We start from the raw sequence: 24791 nt of genomic DNA on the forward strand, positions 1-24791 counted from the left end.
GGGAGACCATGACAACCACCACAAGTTTCACCGCACAGGACACCGCCTTCGTCCAGGACTTCCGGACCATGAGCGCGTTCGGAGCCACCGAGAACGGCGGCGTGGACCGCCAGGCCGCCACCATTCCGGACGGCGAGCAGCGCCGCTGGCTCACGGGCCTCCTCGAAGACCACGGTTTCACGGTGAAGTTCGATCGTGTTGGCAACCAGTGGGGCCTCTACGAGGCAGTGCCCGGAGCGCCGTTCGTCGTGGTCGGCTCGCACATGGATTCACAGCCAACGGCGGGACGTTACGACGGCGCGTACGGCGTCCTGGCTGCCGCGCACGCAGCATTTCGCCTGGTGAGCCGCTGGGAATCCGGTGCCGAGGCACCCACGTTCAACGTCGCCGTCGTCAATTGGTTCAACGAGGAAGGCAGCCGCTTCAAGCCGTCCATGATGGGCTCCTCCGTGTACACCGGCAAACTGGAACTTGAGGACGCCCTTAGCACCAAGGATGCCGGAGGGGTCACTGTCCGGGACGCCCTGGACGCGATCGGCTGCCGCGGTTCGTATGAAGGGCCGGAGGCCGCCTACTGCGCCGAGATCCACATCGAGCAGGGCCGCAGCATGGAACGCGAGGGCATCACCATCGGCTTGGTGAGCTCCAACTGGGCGGCCAACAAGTACGAATTCGTGGTCCATGGCGAGCAGGCCCACACCGGTTCCACGGTGATCGCCGACCGCAAGGACGCACTGCTTGGGGCTTCGATGCTGGTGGTCGCTGCCCGTGAACTCGCTGACCGTTTCCCGGGAGTCCTGCACACCTCCGTCGGGCAGCTCAACGTCTACCCAAACTCGCCCGTCGTGGTGCCGTCCCGCGTGAACCTGCTGTTGGACCTGCGCAGTGCCGACGAAGCCGTGCTCGCTGAGGCCGATGCGCTGCTGCACACCCGGATTGCCGAGATCGAGCGCCTGGCCAACGTCTCCGTGGAACAGCACCACTCGCACTCCTGGGCCATAACGCCGTACCAGCCCGAAGGCGTGGAACTCGCCGCGAAGGTGGCCGCGGACCTGGGCCTGAGCAACAAGGAAGTCATGACCCTGGCAGGCCACGACTCCACCAACATGAAGGACCTGGTCCCCACCGTGATGCTGTTTGTGCCGAGCGTGGACGGCATCTCGCACAACGAGCACGAGTACACCACGGACGAGGACATCGTTGCGGGGCTGACCATGCTCACCGAGGTGGTCCGCCGGCTCTGCAACGGGGCGTTGGAGGACTAAGTACCCGTCACCACGATCGACGCCGGCGCGGAGCCGGCAGCCGCGTCCGGGTTGGCAACGTACAGCACATCGTCCTCAATCCTTGAGTCGATGCCCGCCCCGTGGAGCCTGTCCAGCAGCGGTTCCAAGCCGCCGTCGTACTCGAAGGCGAGGTCGCCGGAATCCGGTTCCGCACCGTGCACCACACGCAGGACGCCGCCGTTCTTGGTGGTGAAGCTGGCCGATTCGTCGGTAGCGGTGCGGGGCCGCGCGCCAATGTTGCGGAGCTCCTGGGCGGAACCCACGATGTCGGGACTCACCCACGTGGCCACCACGGCGAGTGCCGGGTCGGCTTCGTCCGACGTTGCCCAGGTTCCGTCAGCGGCGCGTTGGGCGGGGTCGGCCAGGAAGGTGAAACCATCACGTGCCGTTACTTGTACGGTTTCCCCATGGGCTGCCTCGGTGACGTCCGCAATGGTTCCGTCGTCCCTGGTCCGCCGGGCGAACTCGTCCAGGACACCCACCTCAACGCCGAACATGGTGGTGCCATCCTCCGGCTGGGTGGATTCGTGCGCCACCCTGTGCAACGCGAGGCGGCCCGATCCGGCGTCGAACTCCCACCAGTCCTTGTCCGCCTTGGTGACCACCAGGCCAAGAGCCTCAAGCAGTTCGGCCCACGGTTCCGGCCGGGAGGTGAAGTGGATGGGGCGTGCTCGCAGCATGGATCCTCCTGGGCTGGTTCCCGGCAATTCGCGGCTTCCGCTTCCAAGCCTATGCCGAAAGCACGGATTCACAGCAGAATGGGGCCATGCCCATCGAACTTGCAGAACTGATCGTCAAAGACGCTGACCAATGGCGCGAATGGTTGTCCGATCACGCGGCAGAGAGCCGTGGCGTGTGGCTGGTCCTCCACAAGAAGGGCGGCAACGTCACCGAGCTCGATTACGACGCCGCCCTGGACGAAGCGCTCTGCTTCGGGTGGATTGACGGGCAGGTGAAGAAGCGCGACGCCGAGAGCTACTTCCAGCGCATGACCCCGCGCGGCGCCAAGAGCATCTGGTCCGCCCGGAACGTAGGGCACATAGCCCGTTTGGACGAGGCCGGGAGGATGACCGCCTCCGGGTGGGCGGCCGTCGACGCCGCCAAAGCGGATGGGCGCTGGGAAGCCGCGTACGCCGGGCCCGCCACCATTGAAGTTCCGGAGGACCTGGCCGCTGCCATCGCCGCCGTTCCCGAGGCTCAAGCGATGTTCGAGGTCCTGACCTCCCAGAACCGCTTCGCCCTGATCCACCGGACCAACTCCGTGAAGCGTGCCGAAACGCGGGCCAGGAAGATCGCGGGCTTCGTGGAGATGCTGGCCCGGCATGAGGCGCCGTACCCGCAGCGCAAAAAACCCGCCTCCGCACCCAACTGAGTCGCACTTCGCGTCGTTCTCAGCGCTGGGAACGACGTGAACTGCTACACAGTTGGGTCCAGGGTGGCTGCCGCTTCGAACGTCATCCACGCCTGCAGTTGGGTGGAAAGTTCGACGGCGGTACCCGGCGGATACGTCTCGCTCGCCGGGCGCAGGGGGTCGGGGGAGAACACTGCTTGAGTTGGGGCTGCGTCGTCATCCCCGGCGGTGGCTGCGGCCCCTGACCCGTGGGCGCTGGGCCCGTGGGCACTGGGTTCATTGCGGCCGGCCCACAAAGCCTCAGCGGTGGCCAACACCATCTCCCTTGCCGTTGCGCGGGCACTTTCCGGGAGTTGGTTGTCGCGGGCAGCCGCAGCCAGGTATCGGACAAGGATGCCGGTGAACAGGCCGCCATCGCCGGTCCCTTGGCCGCGGATGATGGAGGTGCCGTCCACAGTCAGCCCACGCGCCGTTGCCTCGATGAGTTCGGCTGCCCTGCTGATGTTCGAGTCGCCGCCGAGTTCCAGCAACGCGCCCAGGACGGGACCCTGGTTGTAGGTGTAGATGGCGTTTTCCAACACGGTTCTGCCATCCCGGATCCGCAGCCCATCCATGTAGAGACCGCTGACCGGGTTGAGTAGCTTGGCGTTGAGCCAATCCACCAGGGCCTGGGCCTTTTCCCGATGCCCGGTCCGTGCGAAATACAAGGCGATGGGCGACGTGGCAGGGGTGTTCTTGAAGTCCCTCGCCGTGCTCCAGAAGGTGCCCCCGCCAAGGTCTTCCGTGGCGGCGGAGTCGAATTGCAGGGTGAGGGAGCTGCGCACGTAGGCGTTGCGGCGGCGTCCGGGCTTGCGGGTTTCCTCCGCCAACTGGTCCAGCCTGAGCGTCGAAAGTGCCAGCCATGCCATGTCGTCGTAGAAGTGGTTCACGAACCTGAAGCGGTTCCTGATCCGGACGGAGGTGACCAGCCGGGACGCAAGCCGTCCGGCGCTGGGGCGGGAGGCGCCGTCGAACTTTACTCCGGCGGCGAGTTCCCGGCGGCCGGTATCCACCAGGCAGTCCACGTAGTGCGCTTGCCACCAGTAGTGCCACGGGCCGAAGAGGCTGCGGGCCCGCCACGGAACCTTGATGGCGCCGATGTGCGTGCCCGGGAGGAAGAACAGGCGCCTGCCAAAAGTGCGGGTTACCGAGCGGGCAGCGTGGTCGGCGCGATTTGCCCAGTGGCTTGGGTGGGCTGTTGGTTCGGCGTTGCTTGGCATGGTCCCAGCCTATCGGCGGAGCCCCGGCCTGGCGGTGGAGTCCAACCTGGCGGAGCCCGAGCCTTTCGGCGGAGTCCAGCCAGGCGGTGGGTGCCGACGTGCCGACGGGGCTTCTGGCGTGCACTGGGTCACAATTCCAGTTAACATGCATTAACGGATTTGGGTCTTCGAAGGACCGCATCGCGTCTGCATCAAGGAGGATGGATGGACATCAAGGGCACAGTTGCACTGGTCACCGGGGGAGCGTCAGGGCTGGGTGCCGCCACCGCCAAACGGCTGTTTGATGCCGGGGCGTCGGTGGTATTGGTGGATCTGCCTCAATCAGCCGGCGACGCCTACGCGGCTGAGCTCAATGAAACCGCTGCAGGGCAACAGGCTGTTTTCGCCCCCGCGGACGTCACCGACGAAGACCAGGTCCAAGCGGCCGTCGATGCTGCTGCCTCGCTCGGCGTCTTGCGGATCGTGGTGAATTGCGCCGGAATAGCGACGCCGGGCAAGGTCCTGGGCCGGGACGGGGTGCTGCCGCTTGAAACCTTCAACAGGGTCATCCAGATCAACCTGGTGGGCACCTTCAACGTAGTCCGGCTCGCCGCCGCTTCGATGGTGCAGAACGAGCCCGTCAGTACGGAACTTGGTGGGCCTGAACGTGGGGTCATCATCAACACAGCGTCCGTGGCAGCATTCGAAGGCCAGATCGGTCAACCGGCCTATGCCGCCTCCAAGGGTGCAGTTGCCGCGATGACGCTTCCGCTGGCCCGCGAATTTGCCCGTTCCCTGATCCGGGTGGCCACCATTGCCCCCGGGATCTTTGAAACGCCCATGATGGCAGGCTTGCCCCCGGCCGCGCAGGAGTCACTGGGACAGCAAGTGCCGCACCCCGCCCGCCTGGGCCGGCCCGGCGAGTATGCCAACCTTGCCGCACACATCGTGGAGAACGCCATGCTCAACGGAGAAACCATCCGCCTCGACGGTGCAATCCGGATGGGCCTCAAATGACAGCCACCCTAACGGACTTGCCCGCAGCAGATTTCTTCGACTTTGAGTCACTCCTCAGCGTCCAGGAGCTGCGCAAACTCAAGGAACTCCGCGCGTTCCTGGCCACCGAGATTGCCCCGTATGCCGGCCAATGGTGGGACAAGGCCGAGTTTCCCGAGCACATCCTGCCCAAGCTGGCAGCCCTCCGGCTCAGCGCACCTGCCCAGCGTGGCTACACCCACCTGTTCGCGGGGCTGGTCATCGCCGAAATGACGCGCGTGGACACCTCAATCGCCACCTTCTTCATGGTCCACCACGATCTCTTCGTCGAATCCCTCTACGACTTCGGCAGCGACGCCCAGCAGGACCGTTACCTCGATGACGCCTCCAACCTCCGCACTACCGGAGCTTTCGCACTCACCGAGCCGAACCATGGCTCAGACGTCGCCGGCGGCATGGAAACAACGGCGCGGCGTGTCCCAAGGGATGAGTCCGACGGCGGCGACTACTGGGTGATCAACGGCGCCAAGCGCTGGATCGGGAACGGGACGTTCTGCGACTACATGCTGGTGTGGGCCAAGGACCAGGCCGACGGAGCGGTGCGGGGGTTCATCGTCGATGCCTCCTTGCCGGGGATCACGCGCAGCCGCATTGAAAACAAGGTGGCGCTGCGGACCGTGCAGAACGCCGACATTCTTTTCGATGATGTCCACGTGGCCGAGGCCGATCGTTTCGCCGGGATCAACAGCTTTGCGGACACCAACCATCTCCTCCGCGGCTCACGCATCATGGTGGCCTGGCAAGCGGTAGGCCAACAATTGGCTGCCTTTGATATCGCGCGGCAATACGCCGTGGAACGCCTCCAGTTCGGCAAGCCGCTGGCCAAGTTCCAGCTGATCCAGCAGCACTTGGTGGACATGCTGGGCAACGCGGTGGCCAGCATGGGGATGATGGTCCGGATTGCCCAATTGCAGGAGGACATCTTCACTGACGCTGCAGGGATGCGGCACGGTGGCGCCGACATGGCCCAGGTGGCACTGGCCAAGGCCTACTGCAGCGCACGGATGCGCGAAACAGTGGCCCTGGGCCGGTCCATCCTGGGCGGAAACGGCATAGTTACCGACTACCGGATAGCCAAAGTCTTCGCCGATGCCGAGGCGATCTACACCTACGAGGGTTCCTACGAGATCAACTCGCTGATCGTGGGCAGGGCTGTCACGGGAGTTTCCGCCATCGCCTAGCTATAGGTCTTCGGGGAGTTTCTCGCCGGCCTCTACCCGGACATCGATCGAGTTTCCGCGAACCGGCATGGGGCACGTGCCGTAAGGAGTGAAGGCGCTGGGGTAGTTGATGGCCCGGTTGAAGTCGATGACCACCGATCCGTCAGGGCGTGGCTTGGGGATGAACACCTTGCGCCATTCGTCGGTGGTCTCGCCATTGGTCTCATCATGGAAGGTCACGTTGAGGGCCCCCAGTTTTTCCTCTTCCGCGTGGAGCCTGATCTCGTGGGAAATGCCCGGAGCATGGAACACCACCTCGCCCACGGAGCGGTGCAGTCCGTCCACCAAGGGGTTGGCGGTGCCGATGGGCACGTCCACGGGATGGTCGTAGGCCTCGAACGTGCCGGTGATCACCCACTGGGGATCGTAGGTGAACGTTGGCACGCTGGTGAAGCCGGTGTAAACGGGTGAGCCGTTGTCCCTGGTGCGGATCGCATACTTGTCCGCACGGACAGCCAGTTCCACCACCACCTGGTGTCCCTCCGGGCCACCGTACTGGACCCACATAAGCGATTCTTCGTCCTGGAGGGCTTCGGTGAACGTACCCACTGCAGGTTCGCCAGTGGCTACGAAGCTCAGACCGTCTTCCGCGGTGGCTGTGAGGACTGCACTGCTTCCGTCTGTTGACCACAGCCCCGGGGCAAGCTCCACGGCAGCCGGTTCTTCCTCCAACCACTGGAACGAGGTCAACGTCAGCCAGCCGTGGTCCGATGCCAGAGCCGCGTTCCGTCCGCTGCGGAACCTCTCCCAGCGGGCAAGTTGGGCATCCGTGGCGGTGGGACTCATGGTTCTCCTTGGTTCTCGAGGCTGCGCTTGTGGCGGCTGTTCCTTCCCGTCAACCATGCGGGAAGGGCAGGCATTCCCGTCGTGGAGCGGCTCACGCTGGCCCCCAACACATGCCAGCGCGAGCCCGTCTTAAGGGCGATGCGATGTGCCAGGGGGACGGCACATCGCATCGCAGTTCATGTAGCTGGCGCTCCTAGTGGGAGCGACAGCGTGCTGCGGACCTGGTTGCAACGAAAGCCAGCAGCGAACCCAAAGCGAGGAACGCGGCAGCCGCGAAGATGAACACCGGACCGTTGGCCCCCGTGGTGGCGAGCTGGCCTTCACTTCCACCTGCTGCGGGAGTGGTCGCCGTCGGTACCACCACGACCGGAGCGGACGAGGTGGTGCTTGCCGTCGGTGTGGGCGTCTCTGTCGGTGTGGCTGTGGGGCTGGGTGTTACCGTCCGTGTGGGCGTCTCTGTCGGTGTGGGCGTGACGGTCGGTGTGGCTGTGGGGCTGGGAGTCACCGTCCGCGTGGGTGTCTCCGTGGGTGTGGGTGTCTCCGTGGGTGTGGGCGTCTCTGTCGGTGTGGGCGTGACGGTCGGTGTGGCTGTGGGGCTGGGAGTCACCGTCCGCGTGGGGGTGGGAGTTGCCGTTGGGCCGGAAGTTGCGTTGCCGTTTCCGTTGGCGTCGGTCCGCTTGGTTTCGGCGCCGATGTCAGTGGTAACGCCGGAGATGGTCACCGTTCCGGTGTTGGTGTAGGAGTCGAGGTTGGGGTCAGTCACCTCAGTGACCACAAAGAGTTCCACGCGCTCGCCCTTGGGCAGTCCCGTCCAGGTGGCTGTTACCTTCCCGGGGGTACAGTCGACTACCGCCGGATATTTGTCCGTATCCATGGGATCGATGATGTTGCCGTCGGCGTTCAGAACGGTGCCAACGCGGGGCGTAATCTCATCGCAGTCGATCTCCATGCCTTCGGCAGGAGTATCTGTGACCACCACGTCATTCGTGTCAGACTTCATGGGCGGCATGTAAATGATCGATTCGAGGCGCGTCTGGTTCGCGTCAGCCCACCACATGGCTTTGCCGGGAGTGGCAGGGACGGGTGCACAATTGGTGGTGCAGGGCGTGATATCCACGGGTACGCGGAGCACGGTATCGCCGATGACAAATTCAAGCTGGCTGTGGTTGTCTCCCCCGGGAACCTCCGCGTACTGGGTGGTGAACGAACAGGTTCCGCCGATACCGAACGGGTGGGACTCCACAAAGTCGGTGAGGGTGAAGACCACAAGTCCGGAATCGTTGGCCTCGGCCTTGGCGACAGTCTCGCCGTCGGGGTTGTCCAGATCGAACGATGCCGTGCCAAACCAGCGCAGTTGCGGCGGCAGCTGGAGTTCGAAGGTATCGCCGGGCTTGGAGTGGTCCGGTACGCTCCAGTCGCAGGACAGGTCCACCTGGTCCCATTGGTTTGTCACCACGGACTGCGTACTCAGGGTGACGCGGGCATCCGAAATCACAGAGGCGTGGGCGGGTGCGGCGGACCAGACCAGGCCCACCACGAGCAAAAGCGTGGCAAGGACTGCCGTGGCCGCGGAAGCCACCTTCAGATGTAACTGATTGTTCATGGGGAAATAGATCCTTTGATTGGTAAACCGTGGGCCGTCGAAAGATCAGTGACGCAGTGCCTGCTTTCGTGACGCCCTTGCCCGGATTCCCGTCAATGCAGTTCAGGCCACCGCTCGGAGGTGCCGGCATCCTCCGACAGCGGGTAGAGGCTCATCCGCGAAGGACTCAAGGATCCGGCCCCCAGGGTTTCCATGGCCGCCTTGCAGGCGGCCAGCCGTTCGAGGTTGGCATCGCACACTTGGAACACCACGTGGATTGCGGAACTCCGGTAGGTTGCCATGGCGCCTGTCCCGCTGAGCTGGCGCTGCACCAGGGCTCCCAGTTGGACCAGCAACGTCCACCCGTGGCTTCGGCTGTCCGGAGGCTCGGGAAGTGCGATGACGGCCAACGCATGATGCCGGGAGTACTCGGGACCTGCGTTGTCCAACTCCAGGAGATGGCGTTGGAAATGGGCCTGCGTGGCGAGGCCGGTGTAGACATCGGTGCAGGAGATCGGCGGGAGCGCCTCGGCGCCCTCCACCCACCCCTCGGCCAGTGACTGGAGTGCGTCCACGTCGAGGTTCTGGTCTGCCGCGTCAAACAGGGCGCGGAAGTCCGTAATGGTCTCGCTGATCCCCACGCCGTTCCTGGCCCGGGCAGCGCCCAGCGACTTTGCGGTGGGCGCTGGCACGGTGGAGCGGGTTGTCAGCGAAGTGACCACTGTGCGGACTTCGGGCAGCAGCCAGTCGGATTTGAACCGCCATCCTTGCCGGTAGCTGGTGGTTTGCCATCTGCGCAAGAGGAGGTGCCGCGAGAACGTACAGTCGGCGATCGATTTTGTCCGGGACGAGGTCATACCGGAAGAGTGCGGCCATGCCGCCATTCATGACGACGTGCCGGGTAACTCTAATTCCTAAAAAGATTGTAGAAACGAGCGTCACGAGTTTGTCCTGCCATTCACTGCGTATGTATGGGCAAGATTTATTCGCATGTGGGGACGCCGTAAATGGCGCGGAGGACGCAGCACCCGGAGGAGGCCAGCGACGGGCAGCTTATTGCGCTGGTTCGGGGCGGGGATACAGCAGCCTTCGACGGCCTGTATGAGCGGCACATTTCCATCGCTTCGACCGTGGCCCGGCGCAACGTGGACAACCCCAGCGACGCCGAGGACATCGTGGCGGAAGCATTCCAGTCCGTGCTGCAGAACCTCGTTGCCGGGAAAGGCCCGGACACGTTCTTCCGCGCCTATCTGCTGTCCACCGTCACGCGTCTGTCCCACCACCGGAACCGCAGGGCGGGCAGGACGCTCCCAAGCGGCGACGATTCCACCCTGGATCATGCAGTGGGCGAGCCTGATGCCGTGGTCAAGGCCTTTGAATCCCATACGGTTGCCAAGGCATTCCGCATGCTGCCGGAGCGCTGGCAGGCAGTGCTGTGGTACCTCGACGTCGAACGAATGAAACCGGCCGCAGCCGCGCCATTGCTGGGTCTGTCAGCCAACGCCGTTTCGGCATTGGCCTTGCGGGCACGGGAAGGCCTGCGCCGCCAGTACCTGCAATGTCACGTGTCGGAAGGCCCCAGCAGGGAATGCGCCGAGTATGTTGCCAAGCTCGGCAGCTTCATCCGGGGTGGCCTTTCCGGGCCGTCGGCGCGGAGGGTCCGTACCCACCTGGAGGGTTGCGCGAGTTGCACGGCCGTGGTGGCAGAGCTCAGGGACGTGGAGGGGAGCATGAAAGCCGTCCTCCTGCCTTTGGTCACGGGGATTCCGGTGGCTGCGTGGACGGCCAGCGGTTCCGGGCTCGGCATCATCGGAAGCCTCGCGGCACCCGCCAAAGTGGCCGCCGTCGCGCCCCTCCTGGCCCAGCCGGTGGCCGCGACCATCGTGACCGCCGCGGCAGCGGGACTCGTGTTGGGGGCGGCCGGAGTCATTGACTACTTTTCGCAGGGGGCGCCCCCCGAACAACGGACCGTCCAGACCGCTGCCGTTCCCAGCCAGGTCACCATGGTCCCCCCGGCAGAGACCCCTGCTCCGACGCCCAGTCCAACTGACATTCCGGCCGTGCCTGTTGTTCCGGCCACTGAGGAAGCGCCGCCACCGGTCGCGGAGCCCGAGCCCCCAAGCACAACGCCCGCCGTCGAACCTCCCGTGCCGTCTACCCCTGAGGCGACTTCCTCTCCCACCCCGGTTCCGGACCTGCCACGCAAGCGTGACGCCCAGCCGGCAACGGTCACCTCTTCCGTAGCGACGGCAAAGGATGGGAACCCCTTCACCACCCCCTTGACCATCGAGTTCACAGTCTCGGGAACGGCGCCGCTTGGTCAGGGAACTGCCGTGTTCTCCGCGCCCGATGGTGCACGGATCGTCGGCGGCTCCATCGACGCCCCTGACGGTTGGCAGTGCTCAATGGAAAAAGGGTCCCAGGCAGTGTGTTCCACGGACTCGGCGGTGCGCCGGAACCTGCGCTTCCGCCTGACGGTCGAATCACGGCATCGCAGCGCCGATTCGCTGAGCTACGGCCTTGACGGGACAGGGATCCAGGAGCGGCACTTCGTCCATAACTACTGACCAATTTTTTGATGCGTGGATCACAAGCCGATCCACATCATGAACCGGCTCCTGCATTCACTCATTCATGGCAGGCCCGGACGCGGGTAGGTACGCATCATCCACGTTATTTAGGGGAAGTATGAAGGCAACGGTGTTTGCCGTGGCAGGCTCGCTTGGCGCGCTTGCTGTGGTTTTGGCCTTGGTCCCGGTCGGCCGGAATTGGTTCGTTCGCCGGTTCAGGTCGCCGCATCGGCTGCGGTGGATCACGGCGGCGTTGGGAGCGCTGCTGATGGCAGCCCTGTTGGGTTGTGTTCTGAGTCCCGAGCATTTGGGCTGGTGCGCGGTGGTGGTGCTTTTGTGCGGTGCCGCCTTGGTGGTCGGATTCCTCGTGGCGCCGACGCTGAGGATAGATCACGCCATGACAGCCCAACCCAGGCGGGTGCTGGCCATCGGAGCCCATCCCGACGATCTGGAGTTGGCCTGCGGCGCCACACTCGCCAAGCTGGCGGACGCAGGACACGAAGTCCGGGCCATGGTGATGAGCACCGGCAGCAGGGGCGGCGACAGCGCGGCCCGCCTGTCTGAGGCATCCTCCGGTTCAGAGTTCATGGGTGTATCCAAGGTCCAGGTACACGACTTCAGGGACACCAACCTGTCCCAGCACGGCCATGAAATGGTCCAGGCGATCGAGGCCTTCATCAAAGAGTTCCAGCCGGATGTGGTCATGACGCACTCGGGTCACGACTACCACCAGGACCACCAGGCCGTACACAATGCAACCATGCGCGCCGCCCGGCGTCACTCGTCCATCCTGTGTTTCGAAAGCCCTTCGGCAACCCGGCAGTTCAACCCCAGCGTGTTCGTGGACATTGCGGGGTACGTGGACGTGAAAATCCACGCAGTGTCCATGCACAGGGACCAGCGCGGCAAGCCCTACATGAGCGCCGAAAGGGTCCGGAGCCTCGCGGCCTTCCGCGGGTCGCAAGTGAAAACCACGTACGCGGAAGGGTTCGAACCCGTCCGTCTGCTGGGCTCAGCCGTAGGGGAGTTCTGATGGTCCGTTTCCTGGTGACAGGCGTGGGAGGTCCCGCCGGCAGTTCGCTGGCCCGCCAGCTCATGGACCGTGGACATTGGGTCCTTGGCGTAGACATGCAGACGGTGGACACCCGCTCCGCGGATATGGTGGCGAGGGTTTCCCGGTCTGACGCGCCGGGCTATCTGTGGGAGCTGCGGGGGCTGATCGCCCAACACGGCGTCCACGTTGTTGTTCCGACCGTCAGCGATGAGCTGGTGCTGGTCTCCGAGGCAAAGGATGATCTGGCACCCGGTGTCCAGGTAGTGGTGGCCGATGCTGCACCCGTCCGAACAGCGAACGACAAATTCCACACCATGACCTGCCTCCACAATGCGGGTGTTGACGTTCCATCCTTCGGGCTACCCAGCAGTTTCGATTCGGTCCACCATGCCATGGAGGTCCTGGGCGGCCCAATCGTGGTCAAGCCGAGGGTTTCGCGCGGTGGTCGCGGAGTGCAGCTCCTGGAGCGGTTGATGGACGGGGGAGCCCGGGCAGCCCACGCCTGGGCGATGGCCGACGACACCTGCATTGTGCAGCGGTTTGCTCCAGGGACTGAATACGCTCCGGTGGTCCACAGGACGGGCACCGGGACGGACGTCGTCGTGACACTGGAGAAGACCGCGCTCAAGGAAGGGCGCGTGGGCAACGCGGTTTCGGTCCGGCGCAGCGAGGCTTCCGCGGACCGGGACGTTGCAGCGCTGGCAGTGTCTGCAGTCGAAGCCTTGGGGCTGCAGGGTCCCGTGGATATCGACATCAGGCGGATGCCGGACGGCACCCCAGTGGTCCTTGAGGTCAATGCCCGTTTCGGTGCCAACAGTGCCCATGCACCTGAACTCCTGGACAGCGTGCTTCGAGTGCATGCACAGGAGCAGCTGTCGGGAAGGAACGCGTGACCGTCCTTGATCTCGCGCTGGCTTTTGTCCAGGTTGGCGGACTGATCATCCTTGGTTTCGGTGCCGTCAAGATTATCTACGTTCCGCTGGCGCTCTACTTCAACCGCGTTCACCGGCCCCGGCCGGTGAAACACAAGTATTCCGTCCTCAGCACCAAGCCCATGGTCTCGGTGATTGTCCCGGGCTACAACGAGGCCGTGGTGATCACCAACTGCGTGGAATCGATCCTCAGCAGCCGGTACCTCCGTCTGGAGGTGATCCTGGTGGACGATGGCTCCACCGACTCCACGGCACAGATCATGGCCGGGCTCGCCGAGCAGTACGACCGTGTCCGGTTCATATCGCGGGCAAATGCCGGCAAGGGAGCTGCGCTGAACACGGGCATCAAGGCGGCGCAGGGCGAGATCCTGATGTTCGTCGATGCGGACGGCATCTTCGCGCCGGACACCATGCTCCACATGCTGGCGGGATTCGACCATCCCAAGGTGGGCGCGGTCTGCGGCGATGACCGGCCCGTGAACCTCAACAGGGTGCAAACCATGATGCTCGCCGTGCTCAGCCACGTCGGCACCGGGCTGGTGCGCCGAGCCCTCTCCCTGATGCACTGCCTTCCCATTGTCTCCGGCAACATCGGTGCGTTCAGGGCGGACCTGGTGCGCAGCGTGGGCGGTTTCCACGAGGACACCCTTGGCGAAGACCTGGAGCTCACCTGGCGGGTTTACAAAGCCGGCTACCGGGTAAGCTTCCAGCCCAAGGCGCTGGTCTATGCCGAATCACCTTCCACCATGGGAGGGCTGTGGCGGCAACGGGTCCGTTGGTCGCGCGGCCTGCTCCAGACGCTTCGCTTGCACTTTGGCATGCTGGGTAAAACAACCTACGGGACGTTTGGGTTGTTCCTTGTTTTCAACGCTTTCACCATGGTGTTGATACCCATCCTGCAATTGTTGATCCTGGGGATCCTGCCCTTTCTCTACGCAGCAGGCAGGGGACCCATCCCGTGGGAAGTGCTTGCCATCCTGGGCTGGTTGGGCCTCTTCGTGTCCTTCGTCCTGATCGTCTTTTCCATCGGCCTCAACCGTTCCTGGAAGGATCTCCGGTTCCTGTGGACGGTGCCGCTCTGGCCTTTCTACTCAGTCTTTGTAGGACTCGCGCTGGCCAGCGCGATCGTCAAGGAGCTGCGTGGCAGCCCGGCCCGGTGGAACAAGCTCCAACGCACAGGTGTGGTTTCGGTGACCGCACTCGACAGTGAATCCGTAAGGGAGTCCCTCGCATGAAACAGGTCATCCTGTCCTTCGCAATCATGGTTGCCACTGCAACTGCATCCACGGCAATCATGGCGGCATCACCAGTTGCCGGTCCATCCCGGCCGAGTGACCGCATGGTCAACCTTGGCTTCGAGGATGTGGTCAACAGCGATCCGCAGCATCTTAGGAAGCTTGCCCAGCGGCTGGACTCCGTGAACGCCACGGCTGTCTCGCTGTCAGTGGGACGGACAGACTGGACAGCCTTTCCGTGGGCTGCCCGGCCGGGGTCTTCCTCCGGCGAGGTGTCGGCCACCGGACGTGATTATGTTGCCGAGGCCATCAAAGCCGTGGGGACCTCTGCCGGGGGTGCCAAACGGGACATTGTGCTGACCATCGACGTCCTCCTGGGCCGGGCGCTCCGCGAAAACGTGGCCGTCGCCGGCCGCGATGTCAGTGGCCGGACGTCGCCGAGTTTTGCCGGCGTCGCTGCTTTGCGGAACGGTGAGGCGGGCGCCCGGCTGGTTGCCTTGGCTGCCGAGGTTGCCAGGAAGTACCGCCCCACTGCCGTGGACCTGACGGAGTTGATGTTCGACGATTTCACCTTCGGGCCTGATGACCTGCAGGACTACAAAGCCACCACGGGCCAGACCGACTGGCCCCGCTTGTCCAGCGGAGCGATTGACGCGGCGGATCCCCATATCCGGACCTGGCGCAGCGAAGCGGTGGCGGACATCGCCAGGAAGGTGGGTGCCGCCGTCGAGCCCTATGGCGTCAAGGCCGAAACGGACGTGCGGAGCCCCCGGAATTCACCGTCCGGGGACCGGGCTGAGAGCGGGCATGACTACGATCTTCTCCTCAAGCAGGTGGACCGGTTGCACGTGTGGCAGTACGTAGGCATCAACGATGAACGGGCGCCCAGTACGGAGGAACTGGTGCGGGCCATGAACCGCAGGGCGGGTTCGCGGATGTCGCTGTCACTGGGTCTGTGGGCCAACGACGGCATCATTTCCGCGGAAACTTTGGCCGCTGCCTTAAGAGACGCTTCGCGCGCCGGGGCGCAATCCGTGTCCGTGACGCCCGCGAGCCTCATGGCTGACGCCCACTGGGACGTCTTGAAGGAAGCTTGGGCAGAGTAGCCCGGACGTGTAGGCCGGACCATGCCAGAATCTGAGACACATTCCCGCGGCCCAAGCCGCTGCGGGTAATATCCCTTGGGAAACATAAGTAATAGGGCTCACAGTATCCAGCGCAGTGTACGAGCCAAACCACATCCCGAAGGTAAGTATCTATGGTTCACACTGCCCCTCAAGACACCGATCTGGCTGCGGAACTTCGCGCCGACGTACGCCGGGTTTCCACCCTGCTGGGCGAGTCCCTGGTCCGGCAGCACGGCCCGGATTTGCTGCAACTGGTGGAGCAGGTCCGGTTGCTGACCAAGGAGTCCAAAGAGGCCGCGCGTGGCGGCGCCGACGCAACCGGTCCGTGGAGCGCTCACGACGTCGTAGCCCAGGTGCGCGAACTCCTCGCCTCCTTGCCACTCGACCAGGCGACAGACCTGGTGCGGGCCTTCGCGTTCTATTTCCACCTGAGCAATGCTGCCGAGCAGGTGCACCGCGTCCGCGGTCTCCGTACCCGGCAGGAGAAGGACGGCTGGCTCGCCAAGGCCGTCTCCGAAATCGCGGTACAGGCCGGCCCTGAGGTGCTCCAGGACGTGGTCAACGAGCTCGACGTCCGCCCGATCTTTACGGCCCACCCCACCGAGGCATCGCGTCGTTCGGTACTGGACAAGATCCGTAAGCTCTCCGACGTCCTGGCGCAGCCGACTCTGGAGGGTACGTCCGCCCGCCGCCGGCAGGACCGGCAGTTGTCCGAAATCATCGACCAGATGTGGCAGACCGATGAGCTGCGGCAGGTGCGGCCTACCCCGGTGGATGAGGCCCGCAACGCCATCTACTACCTGAACAGCATCCTCACGGACGCCATGCCGGAAATGCTGACCGACCTTGCGGAACTCCTTGGCGAACATGGCGTGAAGCTTCCGTCCGCCGCTGCCCCGCTTCGCTTCGGATCCTGGATCGGTGGCGACCGCGATGGCAACCCGAACGTCACGGCCGCCGTGACCCGGGAAATCCTGCAGCTGCAAAACCAGAACGCAGTGCGTATTGGCATTGCCCTGATCGATGAGCTGATCTCCGTCCTGTCCAACTCCACGGCGCTGTTCGGAGCGGACCAGGAACTGCTGGACTCCATCGATGTTGACCTGAAGAACCTTCCGGGCCTGGACAAGCGGGTCCTGGAGCTCAATGCGCAGGAGCCCTACCGGCTTAAGCTCACGTGCATCAAGGCCATGCTCATCAACACCGGTCGTCGTATTTCAGCGTCCACCCACCACGAACCGGGTCGCGATTACGCCACCACCTCGGAGCTTCTTGCCGAATTCGGCTTGCTCGAATCGTCGTTGCGGAACCACGCTGCCGGCCTGGTGGCCGATGGTGCGCTGGCACGCGTCCGGCGGGCCCTCGCGGCCTTCGGCCTGCACCTCGCCACCCTGGACATCCGTGAGCATGCGGATTACCACCATGACGCCGTGGGCCAGCTCGTTGACAGGCTGGGGACCGAAAAGCCCTACGCATCGTTGACCCGCGAGGAACGCTTCGAGTTCCTGGGGGCGGAGTTGGCATCCCGCCGTCCGCTCTCCGGCCACCCCATCAAGCTTGACGGCACCGCAGATGGCACGTACGACGTTTTCCGCAGCATTCGCCAGGCCCTGAACACCTACGGCCCTGACGTGGTGGAAACGTACATCATCTCCATGACCCGGGGCGCTGACGACGTTCTTGCCGCGGCCGTCCTGGCCCGCGAAGCTGGCTTGATCGACCTCTTCGGTGCAAAGCCGCACGCCCGGATCGGTTTTGCGCCGCTCCTGGAAACCGTCGAAGAGCTCCGCGCCTCGGCCGAGATCGTGGACCAGTTGCTGTCCGATCCGTCCTACCGGGAACTTGTCCGGTTGCGCGGGGACATCCAGGAAATCATGCTGGGCTATTCCGATTCCAACAAGGAATCGGGCGTGATGACCAGCCAGTGGGAGATCCACAAGACCCAGCGGAAGCTGCGCGATGTTGCTGCGAAGCACGGTGTCCGGGTGCGCCTTTTCCATGGCCGCGGAGGTTCGGTGGGCCGTGGTGGCGGACCTACCTACGATGCCATCATGGCCCAGCCCAACGGTGTGCTCGAGGGCGAAATCAAGTTCACGGAGCAGGGCGAGGTCATCTCGGACAAGTACTCGCTGCCGGAGCTTGCCCGCGAAAACCTGGAGCTCTCGCTGGCGGCCGTGATGCAGGGTTCGGCGCTGCACCGGACTCCGCGCACCTCGGAGGACGAACGTGAGCGGTACGCCAACGTCATGGAGACCATCTCCGACGCAGCCTTCGCACGCTACCGCGCCCTGATCGACGACGAGGATCTTCCGGCGTACTTCCTGGCGTCCACCCCCGTGGAGCAACTGGGTTCGCTGAACATTGGTTCGCGTCCGTCCAAGCGACCGGATTCCGGTGCCGGGCTGGGCGGCCTGCGTGCCATCCCGTGGGTTTTCGGCTGGACCCAGTCCCGCCAGATCGTCCCGGGCTGGTTTGGCGTCGGCTCCGGCCTGAAGGCCGCACGCGAAGCCGGCAACACGGAACAGCTCACGGAAATGATGGACCGTTGGCACTTCTTCCGTTCCGTGATCTCCAACGTGGAGATGACGCTGGCCAAGACAGACATGGAGATTGCCGGGCACTACGTTTCCTCGCTGGTTCCCAGCGAGCTGCACCGCCTGTTCCATATGATCCGCGACGAGTACGAGCTCACGGTGGCAGAGGTCGAGCGGCTCACGGGAGAACTCGAGCTCCTGGACGCCCAGCCGACGCTTAAGCGTTCGCTCGAAATCCGTGACCAGTACCTGGACCCCATCAGCTATCTTCAGGTGGAGCTTCTCCGCCGCGTCCGCGAAGAGTCCGTGTCCGGAGCCGAGATCGACGAACGGCTCCAGCGGGCCATGCTCATCACGGTCAATGGTGTCGCCGCCGGCCTGCGCAACACCGGCTAAGCCACGGCTAGGCTAGTGGGATGCCATCGTTCCAAACCAAGCTGAAAATCACGGGCCTCAAGCCGGGCAATGCTCCGGAGTCCGTGATGGCTGCCGCCGTGGAAGCACTGGGTACCAGGCACCACGTGGAGTCGAACCACTTGGATATTGTTGGTGGCGTCCCACAGATCAGCCTGCGGTTCATGGTGGATGCGCGGGACTACACGGGTGAGAACCACGAGGCCAGGACGTCGGCTGCCCTGATGCGTGACGCCGTCGAACGCGTGGCCCTGACCGGCAGCCTGTACGTGCTCCGCCGGAGCCGCGGGCGCTGGTCACCGATCTAGCTGAGGCTAATCCGGCAGGGGTGCGTCGCCGTCGAAAGGTTCGTCGACGGGGGAGCGGTTGCCGCGCCGCCGCGTGACGATGAGTCCCACCACCACGCCGATTACCAGGCCCACGGCCACACCGATCAGCGAACTGGCCCAAAAAGGAAGCTTGGTGGTGGAGCCGGTAAAGTAGCCCAGGCCCACCTGCCACAAGGCCCACAGCACGCCGCCGAGTCCTGCGCACAGGCTGAAGCCGCGGACCGAAACATTGGCGATGCCTGATGCCGCGGAGGTGGCCAGCCTGCCACCGGGAACGAACCGTGCGCCGATGATCGCGCCGTAGGCGGAGGAACGCCCGGCCTTGGCGATGGCTTCGTGGATTGCCAGATGTACCTTGCGGCCCCACGACCACCGGTCCAGCACGTGGCTGACGCGCCTCTTGAACAGCAGGTACACGGCCATGTCGCCCAACCAGGAGGCGAAGGCGGCCAGCAGCAGGATCAGCCAGAAATTGACGTGGCCCTCGGCGGCCAAGGCACCTCCGGTGATCACCACCATCTCCGAGGGAACCGGCGGGAAAACGGCGTCACCCAGCACAAAGGGGACCACCCACAAGTAAATGGCTGATCCCCACGTGTCCGGGGAAGTGAAGTCCATTGGCACAAAATACCGCACTTGCCACCCCACCCGCTGGCTCTTGCAGCGTCGCGCGAGCGGCGGAAGACTGGCGGAATGCGGATCGAGATCATGCACGGGGACGTGACCACGCGCGGCGTCGACGCAATCGTCAATGCCGCCAACTCTTCATTGCTCGGTGGGGGAGGAGTGGACGGAGCCATCCACAGGGCCGCCGGCCCTGAACTACTGCAGGCGTGCCGTGAGTTGCGCCGCACCCAACTGCCGAACGGGCTTCCGGTGGGTGCCGCCGTCGGGACGCCGGGTTTCCGGCTCCCCGCGCGCTGGGTGATCCACACGGTAGGGCCGAACCGGCATGCGGGACAAACGGACCCCGAAATGTTGGCCTCGTGCTTCCGCGAAAGCCTGGCCGTGGCGGGGGAACTTGGCGCGCGAAGCGTCGCGTTTCCCGCCATCAGCGCCGGAATCTACGGTTGGGACGCCCGCGAGGTTGCCGAGGTGGCGCACGACGCCGTCACGGCCTTTTCGGTGTCAGGTGCTGGAAGTGCCGTAAAGGGTAGCCCTCTGGACCTGGTGGAGTTCGTGCTGTTTTCGGAGGATACGACGGCGGTCTTCCGCGCCGCATTTGGCCGCTGACTGGCCCGGCTAGCCGTGGGCTTCGCTGAGTGTGAGCCCGCTCCGGTATTCCACGGGTTTCCTGCTGATGGGGTCCACAAAACGGATGCCGCGGGCCAGGAGCTGGAGGGGCTTGGCGTAATCGTCGGGCGCTTTGTCCAGGAGATCCGGGTAGAAGGCGTCGTTGACGATTCCCAGGCCAAGCGAGGCCATGTGGACTCGGAGCTGGTGGGTCTTTCCGGTGTGGGGCTCCAGCCGGTACAGCGCACGCGGCTCCGCACCGCCGTCGAACGTCCTGGTCTGTTCGATGCGCGTCTCGGCGTTCGGTTCGCCGTCCACTACCTCGGCAAGGAGGTAGCTGCGCGACTTGGTCATGCGGTTCCGGACCACGGCAGGAAATTCGACGGCGGGGTAGCCGGGGGCAGGTGTCGCAGCGGACACGCACTCGTATTCCTTCTGGACCTGGCGCTTTTCGAAGAGCACTTGGTACCTGCCGCGCGTCTCCGGGTTGGTGGAGAGCAGGAGGATTCCGGCGGTCATGCGGTCAAGGCGGTGCATGGGAATGAGGTCTGGCAGGTTCAGGAGGTTGCGGAGCCGGACCAGGGCTGATTCCTGGATGTAGGTGCCGCCCGGGGTTGTGGGCAGGAAGTGGGGTTTGTCCACCACCAGGATGTGCTCGTCCTGGTGGAGGATGGTGATCTCCACGGGCAGGCGGGTCTCCGGTGGGAGCGTGCGGTAGTACCAAATGAAGGTGTGGTCCTCCAGCTTGGTGGTCCGCGTGAGCGGAACGCCGCCTTCGCCCACTATTTCGCCCGCGTCGAAGCGGTCCTCGATTCCGTGCGGATCGATGTGCCCCCAGCGATGCATCATGTAGTCCATGGCTGTGTCCCACGGTCCCTCGTCCGGGAGGCGGAGGCGGGTGGCGTTGACGCCGTCGCGCACGGGGAGGGGGGATTGCATCACCGGACAATTCTACTTTGTCCCGTTGCGGGCCCGCTTTGCGCGCTGTTTCCTGCCAAGGCAAACAGAGCAGGCCCTGCAAGGCCGGAACACTCCGAACATAAAAAAGTTCTTGACAAAAAAAGTTGTCGGTAAGCATACTTGAAGCATGTTGGATATCGAAGTGATCGAGGACCCGGCCGCGGCGGAAGTTTCGCTGGATCCGATCCGCACGCGCATCCTGCGGGAGTTGGCCCAACCGGCGTCGGCCACCCAGCTCGCTGCCAAGGTGGGCATGCCACGCCAGAAGGTCAACTACCACCTCAAGGCCCTTGAGCAGCACGGCCTGGTGGAGTTGGTGGAGGAGCGGCGCAAGGGCAACGTCACGGAGCGCGTTCTGCGGGCGACGGCGGCTTCCTACCTCATTTCGCCGGTGGCCCTGGCCTCCGTGGCGCCGGATCCGCGGCGCTTTGCGGACAGGTTTTCGGCTTTTTGGCTCCTTTCGCTCGCCTCGCGAACTGTGCAGGAAATGGGGAAGCTTATTTCCGGCGCCGCTGCGGCGAAGAAGAAGCTGGCCAGCTTCGCGATCGACGGCGAGATCACCTTCCGCTCGGCTGCGGACCGCGCCGCCTTTGCGGAAGAACTCGGCGTTGCGGTGACGCAGCTCGTGGACAAGTACCACGACGGCGGTGCGTCCGCCGCGGCGGGTGGCGGACGCAAGCACCGCCTCGTCGTCGTGCTTCATCCCGCACTCAAGAACCCAGCAGTTGAAGTCTCAGCAGGCAGTGACTTTCCCACAGAAAAGGATCAGGACAATGGCAAATAATCGTGAATTCGAAATCGTCGCCGATACCGAGCTGCCGGGAACCCCGGAACGCGTATGGCAGGCTGTCACGGCGGACACCTCCGCATGGATGTTCCCCACGGACCAGTGGCCGGCTGTCCGGACCGTCGATGAGTTCCCCGGCCACCTCGTGACCAGAATGGATGGGCCTGACGGTTGGTTCAACCAGTTGGAGCACGTCCTGGAGCCGGTGGACGGTGGCCGCGCCAAGTTGCACTACGTCCACAGTGGGATCTTTGCTGATAACTGGGATGAACAGTACGACGGCGCCAGCAAGCACACTGAGTTCTACCTGCACACGCTGGGCCAGTACCTGGAGCACTTCGACGGCCAGCCGGTGGTCTTTACCGACATCCAGGGCCCGGGCTCTTCGCAGGCTGCGGATGGATTCCGCCGGTTGAAGAACGCGCTCGGCGTGGAGGGATTGGCGGCAGGTTCGGCGTTCGACGTGGACGTGGAAGGCGTGGGGCGGTTGCGCGGCGAGGTGGACTTCGCCAATGACAACTTCCTTGGCCTGCGCACGGACGACACCCTCTTCCGTTTCTTTGGCCGCAACGCCTTTGGAGCTCCCGTAGGCATGACGGTCCATGATTTCAGCGGCTCCGGGGACTCGGAACTCACCGCGAAGGCCTGGGGAGCGTTCCTGGGGAACGTGTACGCATAGGAAGTCCTTGCCCAACTGGCTGGCAGTAATGGTTGTTCTCAGCACTGGGAACAACCCCTGCTGCCAGTCAGTTTGCGTCAAGCTGCCCAGGCCCGGGCGACTCCTTCAAGGGCTGCCTCGTAGATGGCCGCCCAGTCCGTGCCAGGTTCGTTCATCTGCGCCAGTTCCAGGCTCACCAGCCCATGGACCTGCCCCCAAATGGCCATCGCGACCGTTTGGGGGTTGTCCTTTTTAAGCCTGCCCGCTTGCTGCGCGGAGGTGACCGCCTCCACCAAGGGTGCCATGGACGCCGAAGCGACTTCCGGCGTCGGGCTGCAGTCGATGTACGCCGCCAGGGCGCCGCTGAACATGAGCCGGTACAACGCAGGATGTTCCAGGGCCCATCCCCGGTAGGCGCGGCCAAGGCCAAGGAGGCCGTCCTTCGAGGCGTCGCGCTGGGACTCGCCGAAGGAGCGGAAGCCGTCGTCGACGGCGGCAGTCAAGAGTTGCGCTTTCCCGCCGAAGAGGGAGTAGATCGCCGTCGTGGACGTGTTCGCGGCTGCCGCGACGTCCCTCAATGTCACCCGGGTGGGGCCTTCGCGGTCCACGAGCTCCGCGGTGACTTCCAGCAGCCGTTGGTGAACAGCGTGGTCGTGAACGATGGGTCTTGCCATGCCTTCCAGTGTTTCATAACATTGTTTCATAACGCCGTTATGAAACTGGAAGCCAGGAACAATTACCGAAGGACTGACATGGCACAGGAGATCTTCCCTGGACGTTTCACTGCTGACATCGGCCGGGACAACATCACGGTTTTCCTCATCGGAATGCGGGCCAACCGCTGGTGGAAGGCTGGCCGCGTTGCGAAGGTAGCATCGGCGATGCCCGTGATGATGCAGCACTTGGCCCGGAATCCCGAGGCCGGCCTGCTGGGGAGCGAACAATGGTTTGGCCGGACCACCATCATGCTCAGCTACTGGGAGAGCCCTGAACACTTGCGGAAATTCGCCGCGGACAGGGAATCGCCGCATCTGGGTCCGTGGCGGAAGTTCATGAAGGAGATCGCGGGCAGCGGTGACATCGGGGTGTGGCACGAGACGTACCAAGTGCCCGCATCCGGAATTGAAGTGGTGTACAACGGCATGCCCTTGTTCGGCTTGGCCAAGGCAACCGCGCACATTCCCGTGGGCCCCGGCAGCAACACTGCGAAGCAGCGCATGGGCTCGGCAGCGCGCGTCGTCCCCAACTAACTGGCACTTGTTGTTGTTTTGAGCGGCGGTTTCTAGCGGTTATCGCAACAGGAAGGTTCTGATCATCTCATTTGGGGTGCAGAAATCGAATCGTTGGCGGGGTCTGTCGTTGAGTTCGTGGGCGACGTAGTCGAGGTCTGTTTGGCTGTAGATGCTCAGGTCTGTGCCTTTGGGGAAGTATTGGCGCAGGAGTCCGTTGGTGTTCTCGTTCGAGCCGCGTTGCCAGGGTGAGTGGGGATCGCAGAAGTAGATGTCGATATCGGCTGCGATCTTCACTTCCTTGTGCTTGCTCATCTCGGTCCCTTGGTCCCAGGTCAGTGAGAGCCTCAGTTCGTCGGGGAGGGCGCTCATTTTGCTGATCAGTCCGTCCCGGACGGACTCGGCACGGTTCTGATCTGCGGGTACGTGGACGACCATCACGAACCCGGTAGTGCGTTCCACGACAGTGCCGATGGCGGTTTTGCCGTCCTTGCCGATGATGAGGTCGCCTTCCCAGTGCCCTGGTACCGCGCGGTCTTCGACCTCCGCGGGGCGGTCGGCGATCATGACCATTCCCTGGATTCTGCCGCGGCGTTCGTCAGGGCGGCGTTGGGGTTTGCGTAAGGTCCGGCCGGTGCGCAGGCTCTTTACCAGTTCCCGTTTCAGTCCGCCCCGGGACTCAAGATAGAGGGACTGGTAGATGGTCTCGTGTGACACCCACATCTCCGGGTTGTTCGGGTGGTCCTTGCGGAGCCGGCCGGCGATCTGGACTGGTGAGTCTTTCTTACCGAGTCGCTTTTCGACTTCCTTGCGCAAGGCTTCGTTGCTTTTGAGCTTAGCGGTCTTGGGCCTGGCCGCCCTTGCGTGGGCCCGGGCGTGGGCAGTGGTGGCCCGGTAGTAGTAGACCTCATCGGCGTTACGACGCAGTTCCCGAGATATCGTCGAGGGCGACCGGTCCAACCGCCTGGCGATCTCACGGACGGATTCCTTGCCCCTGAGCAAAGCGATCTGCTCGCGTTCATCAAAGGACAGCGAACGCCCGGTAAGGATCCGGCCCCTGCGTGGCCGGATCCCTCCCGAGGACCTCAATTCATTCCGCACGGTCGTTACGGACCATCCGACGAACTCTCCCGCTTCTTCAAAACGGGAACCGTCCGCTACCTGCTTCCAGAACGACTGAACAACCTCAGCAACCAAACGATTCGAGAAC

At 64.1% G+C, this 24791-nt stretch carries 24 protein-coding genes; 15 read left to right on the plus strand and 9 right to left on the minus strand.

Going from position 1 to position 24791, the window contains the following annotated elements:
* Positions 1-8: 8 nt before the first annotated feature.
* On the plus strand, positions 9-1265 hold the full coding sequence (locus tag ACIPV6_RS09255; protein WP_400270587.1) for a M20 family metallo-hydrolase: 1257 nt from the start codon (positions 9-11) through the stop codon (positions 1263-1265).
* On the opposite strand, the gene ACIPV6_RS09260 is transcribed toward ACIPV6_RS09255, so the two are convergent.
* Positions 1262-1966, minus strand: coding sequence for a hypothetical protein (locus ACIPV6_RS09260; protein WP_400270588.1), 705 nt, complete (start codon positions 1964-1966; stop codon positions 1262-1264). The two genes, ACIPV6_RS09255 and ACIPV6_RS09260, sit on opposite strands and share 4 nt — an antisense overlap.
* 86 nt (positions 1967-2052) lie before the next feature.
* Between ACIPV6_RS09260 and ACIPV6_RS09265 the strand changes: the two genes are divergently transcribed.
* On the plus strand, positions 2053-2658 hold the full coding sequence (locus tag ACIPV6_RS09265; protein WP_400270589.1) for a YdeI family protein: 606 nt from the start codon (positions 2053-2055) through the stop codon (positions 2656-2658).
* A gap of 44 nt (positions 2659-2702) precedes the next feature.
* Here the strand turns inward: ACIPV6_RS09265 and ACIPV6_RS09270 are convergent, their stop codons facing one another.
* Positions 2703-3896, minus strand: coding sequence for a glycoside hydrolase family 76 protein (locus ACIPV6_RS09270; RefSeq protein WP_400270590.1), 1194 nt, complete (start codon positions 3894-3896; stop codon positions 2703-2705).
* Between the two features lie 204 nt (positions 3897-4100).
* Between ACIPV6_RS09270 and ACIPV6_RS09275 the strand changes: the two genes are divergently transcribed.
* Both ACIPV6_RS09275 and ACIPV6_RS09280 read left to right on the plus strand, forming a co-directional pair.
* Positions 4101-4892: an SDR family NAD(P)-dependent oxidoreductase gene (locus ACIPV6_RS09275; protein ID WP_400270591.1), complete on the plus strand. Its 792-nt coding sequence runs from the start codon at positions 4101-4103 to the stop codon at positions 4890-4892.
* Entirely contained in the window at positions 4889-6112 is a 1224-nt protein-coding gene (locus ACIPV6_RS09280) for an acyl-CoA dehydrogenase family protein (RefSeq protein WP_400270592.1), read from the plus strand. Before ACIPV6_RS09275 ends, ACIPV6_RS09280 begins: the two co-directional genes overlap by 4 nt.
* Here the strand turns inward: ACIPV6_RS09280 and ACIPV6_RS09285 are convergent, their stop codons facing one another.
* From ACIPV6_RS09285 to ACIPV6_RS09295, 3 genes are all read right to left on the minus strand, one after another.
* On the minus strand, positions 6113-6937 hold the full coding sequence (locus tag ACIPV6_RS09285; protein ID WP_400270593.1) for a DUF1684 domain-containing protein: 825 nt from the start codon (positions 6935-6937) through the stop codon (positions 6113-6115).
* Between the two features lie 193 nt (positions 6938-7130).
* Positions 7131-8540 carry an Ig-like domain-containing protein gene (locus ACIPV6_RS09290; protein WP_400270594.1) on the minus strand — a complete coding sequence of 470 codons (1410 nt, stop codon included), beginning with the start codon at positions 8538-8540 and terminating at the stop codon, positions 7131-7133.
* Between the two features lie 92 nt (positions 8541-8632).
* Complete coding sequence (locus ACIPV6_RS09295; RefSeq protein ID WP_400270595.1) at positions 8633-9376, minus strand: hypothetical protein; 744 nt, start codon at positions 9374-9376, stop codon at positions 8633-8635.
* A 150-nt stretch (positions 9377-9526) separates the two neighbouring features.
* Here ACIPV6_RS09295 and ACIPV6_RS09300 point away from each other — a divergent pair, with 150 nt between their 5' ends.
* The 7 genes from ACIPV6_RS09300 (at position 9527) to ACIPV6_RS09330 (ending at position 18693) form a co-directional block, all read left to right on the plus strand.
* The gene (locus tag ACIPV6_RS09300; protein ID WP_400270596.1) at positions 9527-11086 is read left to right on the plus strand and encodes a zf-HC2 domain-containing protein; all 1560 of its coding nucleotides are present in this window, start codon (positions 9527-9529) and stop codon (positions 11084-11086) included.
* Between the two features lie 121 nt (positions 11087-11207).
* The gene (locus ACIPV6_RS09305; RefSeq protein ID WP_400270597.1) at positions 11208-12122 is read left to right on the plus strand and encodes a PIG-L deacetylase family protein; all 915 of its coding nucleotides are present in this window, start codon (positions 11208-11210) and stop codon (positions 12120-12122) included.
* Positions 12122-13036: an ATP-grasp domain-containing protein gene (locus tag ACIPV6_RS09310; protein ID WP_400270598.1), complete on the plus strand. Its 915-nt coding sequence runs from the start codon at positions 12122-12124 to the stop codon at positions 13034-13036. The genes ACIPV6_RS09305 and ACIPV6_RS09310 overlap by 1 nt, the downstream gene beginning before the upstream one ends.
* Positions 13033-14310, plus strand: a complete 1278-nt coding sequence (locus ACIPV6_RS09315) for a glycosyltransferase (protein WP_400270599.1) — start codon at positions 13033-13035, stop codon at positions 14308-14310. Before ACIPV6_RS09310 ends, ACIPV6_RS09315 begins: the two co-directional genes overlap by 4 nt.
* Positions 14307-15416 carry a hypothetical protein gene (locus ACIPV6_RS09320; RefSeq protein ID WP_400270600.1) on the plus strand — a complete coding sequence of 370 codons (1110 nt, stop codon included), beginning with the start codon at positions 14307-14309 and terminating at the stop codon, positions 15414-15416. Before ACIPV6_RS09315 ends, ACIPV6_RS09320 begins: the two co-directional genes overlap by 4 nt.
* A 152-nt stretch (positions 15417-15568) precedes the next feature.
* Positions 15569-18367, plus strand: a complete 2799-nt coding sequence (gene ppc, locus ACIPV6_RS09325; protein WP_400270601.1) for a phosphoenolpyruvate carboxylase — start codon at positions 15569-15571, stop codon at positions 18365-18367.
* Positions 18368-18387: 20 nt separating this feature from the next.
* Positions 18388-18693, plus strand: a complete 306-nt coding sequence (locus ACIPV6_RS09330; protein WP_400270602.1) for a hypothetical protein — start codon at positions 18388-18390, stop codon at positions 18691-18693.
* A gap of 6 nt (positions 18694-18699) precedes the next feature.
* On the opposite strand, the gene ACIPV6_RS09335 is transcribed toward ACIPV6_RS09330, so the two are convergent.
* Positions 18700-19332, minus strand: a complete 633-nt coding sequence (locus tag ACIPV6_RS09335; RefSeq protein ID WP_400270603.1) for a DedA family protein — start codon at positions 19330-19332, stop codon at positions 18700-18702.
* Positions 19333-19407: 75 nt separating this feature from the next.
* Here ACIPV6_RS09335 and ACIPV6_RS09340 point away from each other — a divergent pair, with 75 nt between their 5' ends.
* On the plus strand, positions 19408-19947 hold the full coding sequence (locus tag ACIPV6_RS09340) for an O-acetyl-ADP-ribose deacetylase (protein ID WP_400270604.1): 540 nt from the start codon (positions 19408-19410) through the stop codon (positions 19945-19947).
* Between the two features lie 9 nt (positions 19948-19956).
* Here ACIPV6_RS09340 and ACIPV6_RS09345 read toward each other — a convergent pair whose 3' ends face one another.
* Positions 19957-20886 carry a pseudouridine synthase gene (locus tag ACIPV6_RS09345; protein WP_400270736.1) on the minus strand — a complete coding sequence of 310 codons (930 nt, stop codon included), beginning with the start codon at positions 20884-20886 and terminating at the stop codon, positions 19957-19959.
* Positions 20887-21034: 148 nt separating this feature from the next.
* Here ACIPV6_RS09345 and ACIPV6_RS09350 point away from each other — a divergent pair, with 148 nt between their 5' ends.
* Positions 21035-21691, plus strand: coding sequence for an ArsR/SmtB family transcription factor (locus ACIPV6_RS09350; protein ID WP_400270605.1), 657 nt, complete (start codon positions 21035-21037; stop codon positions 21689-21691).
* Positions 21681-22373 (plus strand): SRPBCC domain-containing protein, encoded by a 693-nt coding sequence (locus tag ACIPV6_RS09355; RefSeq protein ID WP_400270606.1) that lies wholly within the window; start codon positions 21681-21683, stop codon positions 22371-22373. Before ACIPV6_RS09350 ends, ACIPV6_RS09355 begins: the two co-directional genes overlap by 11 nt.
* A gap of 77 nt (positions 22374-22450) precedes the next feature.
* On the opposite strand, the gene ACIPV6_RS09360 is transcribed toward ACIPV6_RS09355, so the two are convergent.
* Entirely contained in the window at positions 22451-23026 is a 576-nt protein-coding gene (locus ACIPV6_RS09360; RefSeq protein WP_400270607.1) for a TetR-like C-terminal domain-containing protein, read from the minus strand.
* Positions 23027-23104: 78 nt separating this feature from the next.
* On the opposite strand from ACIPV6_RS09360, the gene ACIPV6_RS09365 reads away from it, so the two are divergent.
* On the plus strand, positions 23105-23602 hold the full coding sequence (locus tag ACIPV6_RS09365) for a DUF4188 domain-containing protein (protein ID WP_400270608.1): 498 nt from the start codon (positions 23105-23107) through the stop codon (positions 23600-23602).
* Between the two features lie 39 nt (positions 23603-23641).
* On the opposite strand, the gene ACIPV6_RS09370 is transcribed toward ACIPV6_RS09365, so the two are convergent.
* The gene (locus ACIPV6_RS09370; protein WP_400270737.1) at positions 23642-24682 is read right to left on the minus strand and encodes an IS30 family transposase; all 1041 of its coding nucleotides are present in this window, start codon (positions 24680-24682) and stop codon (positions 23642-23644) included.
* Positions 24683-24791: the final 109 nt, after the last annotated feature.

The organism is Paenarthrobacter sp. NPDC089988 (assembly GCF_044748465.1).
GTDB lineage: Bacteria > Actinomycetota > Actinomycetes > Actinomycetales > Micrococcaceae > Arthrobacter.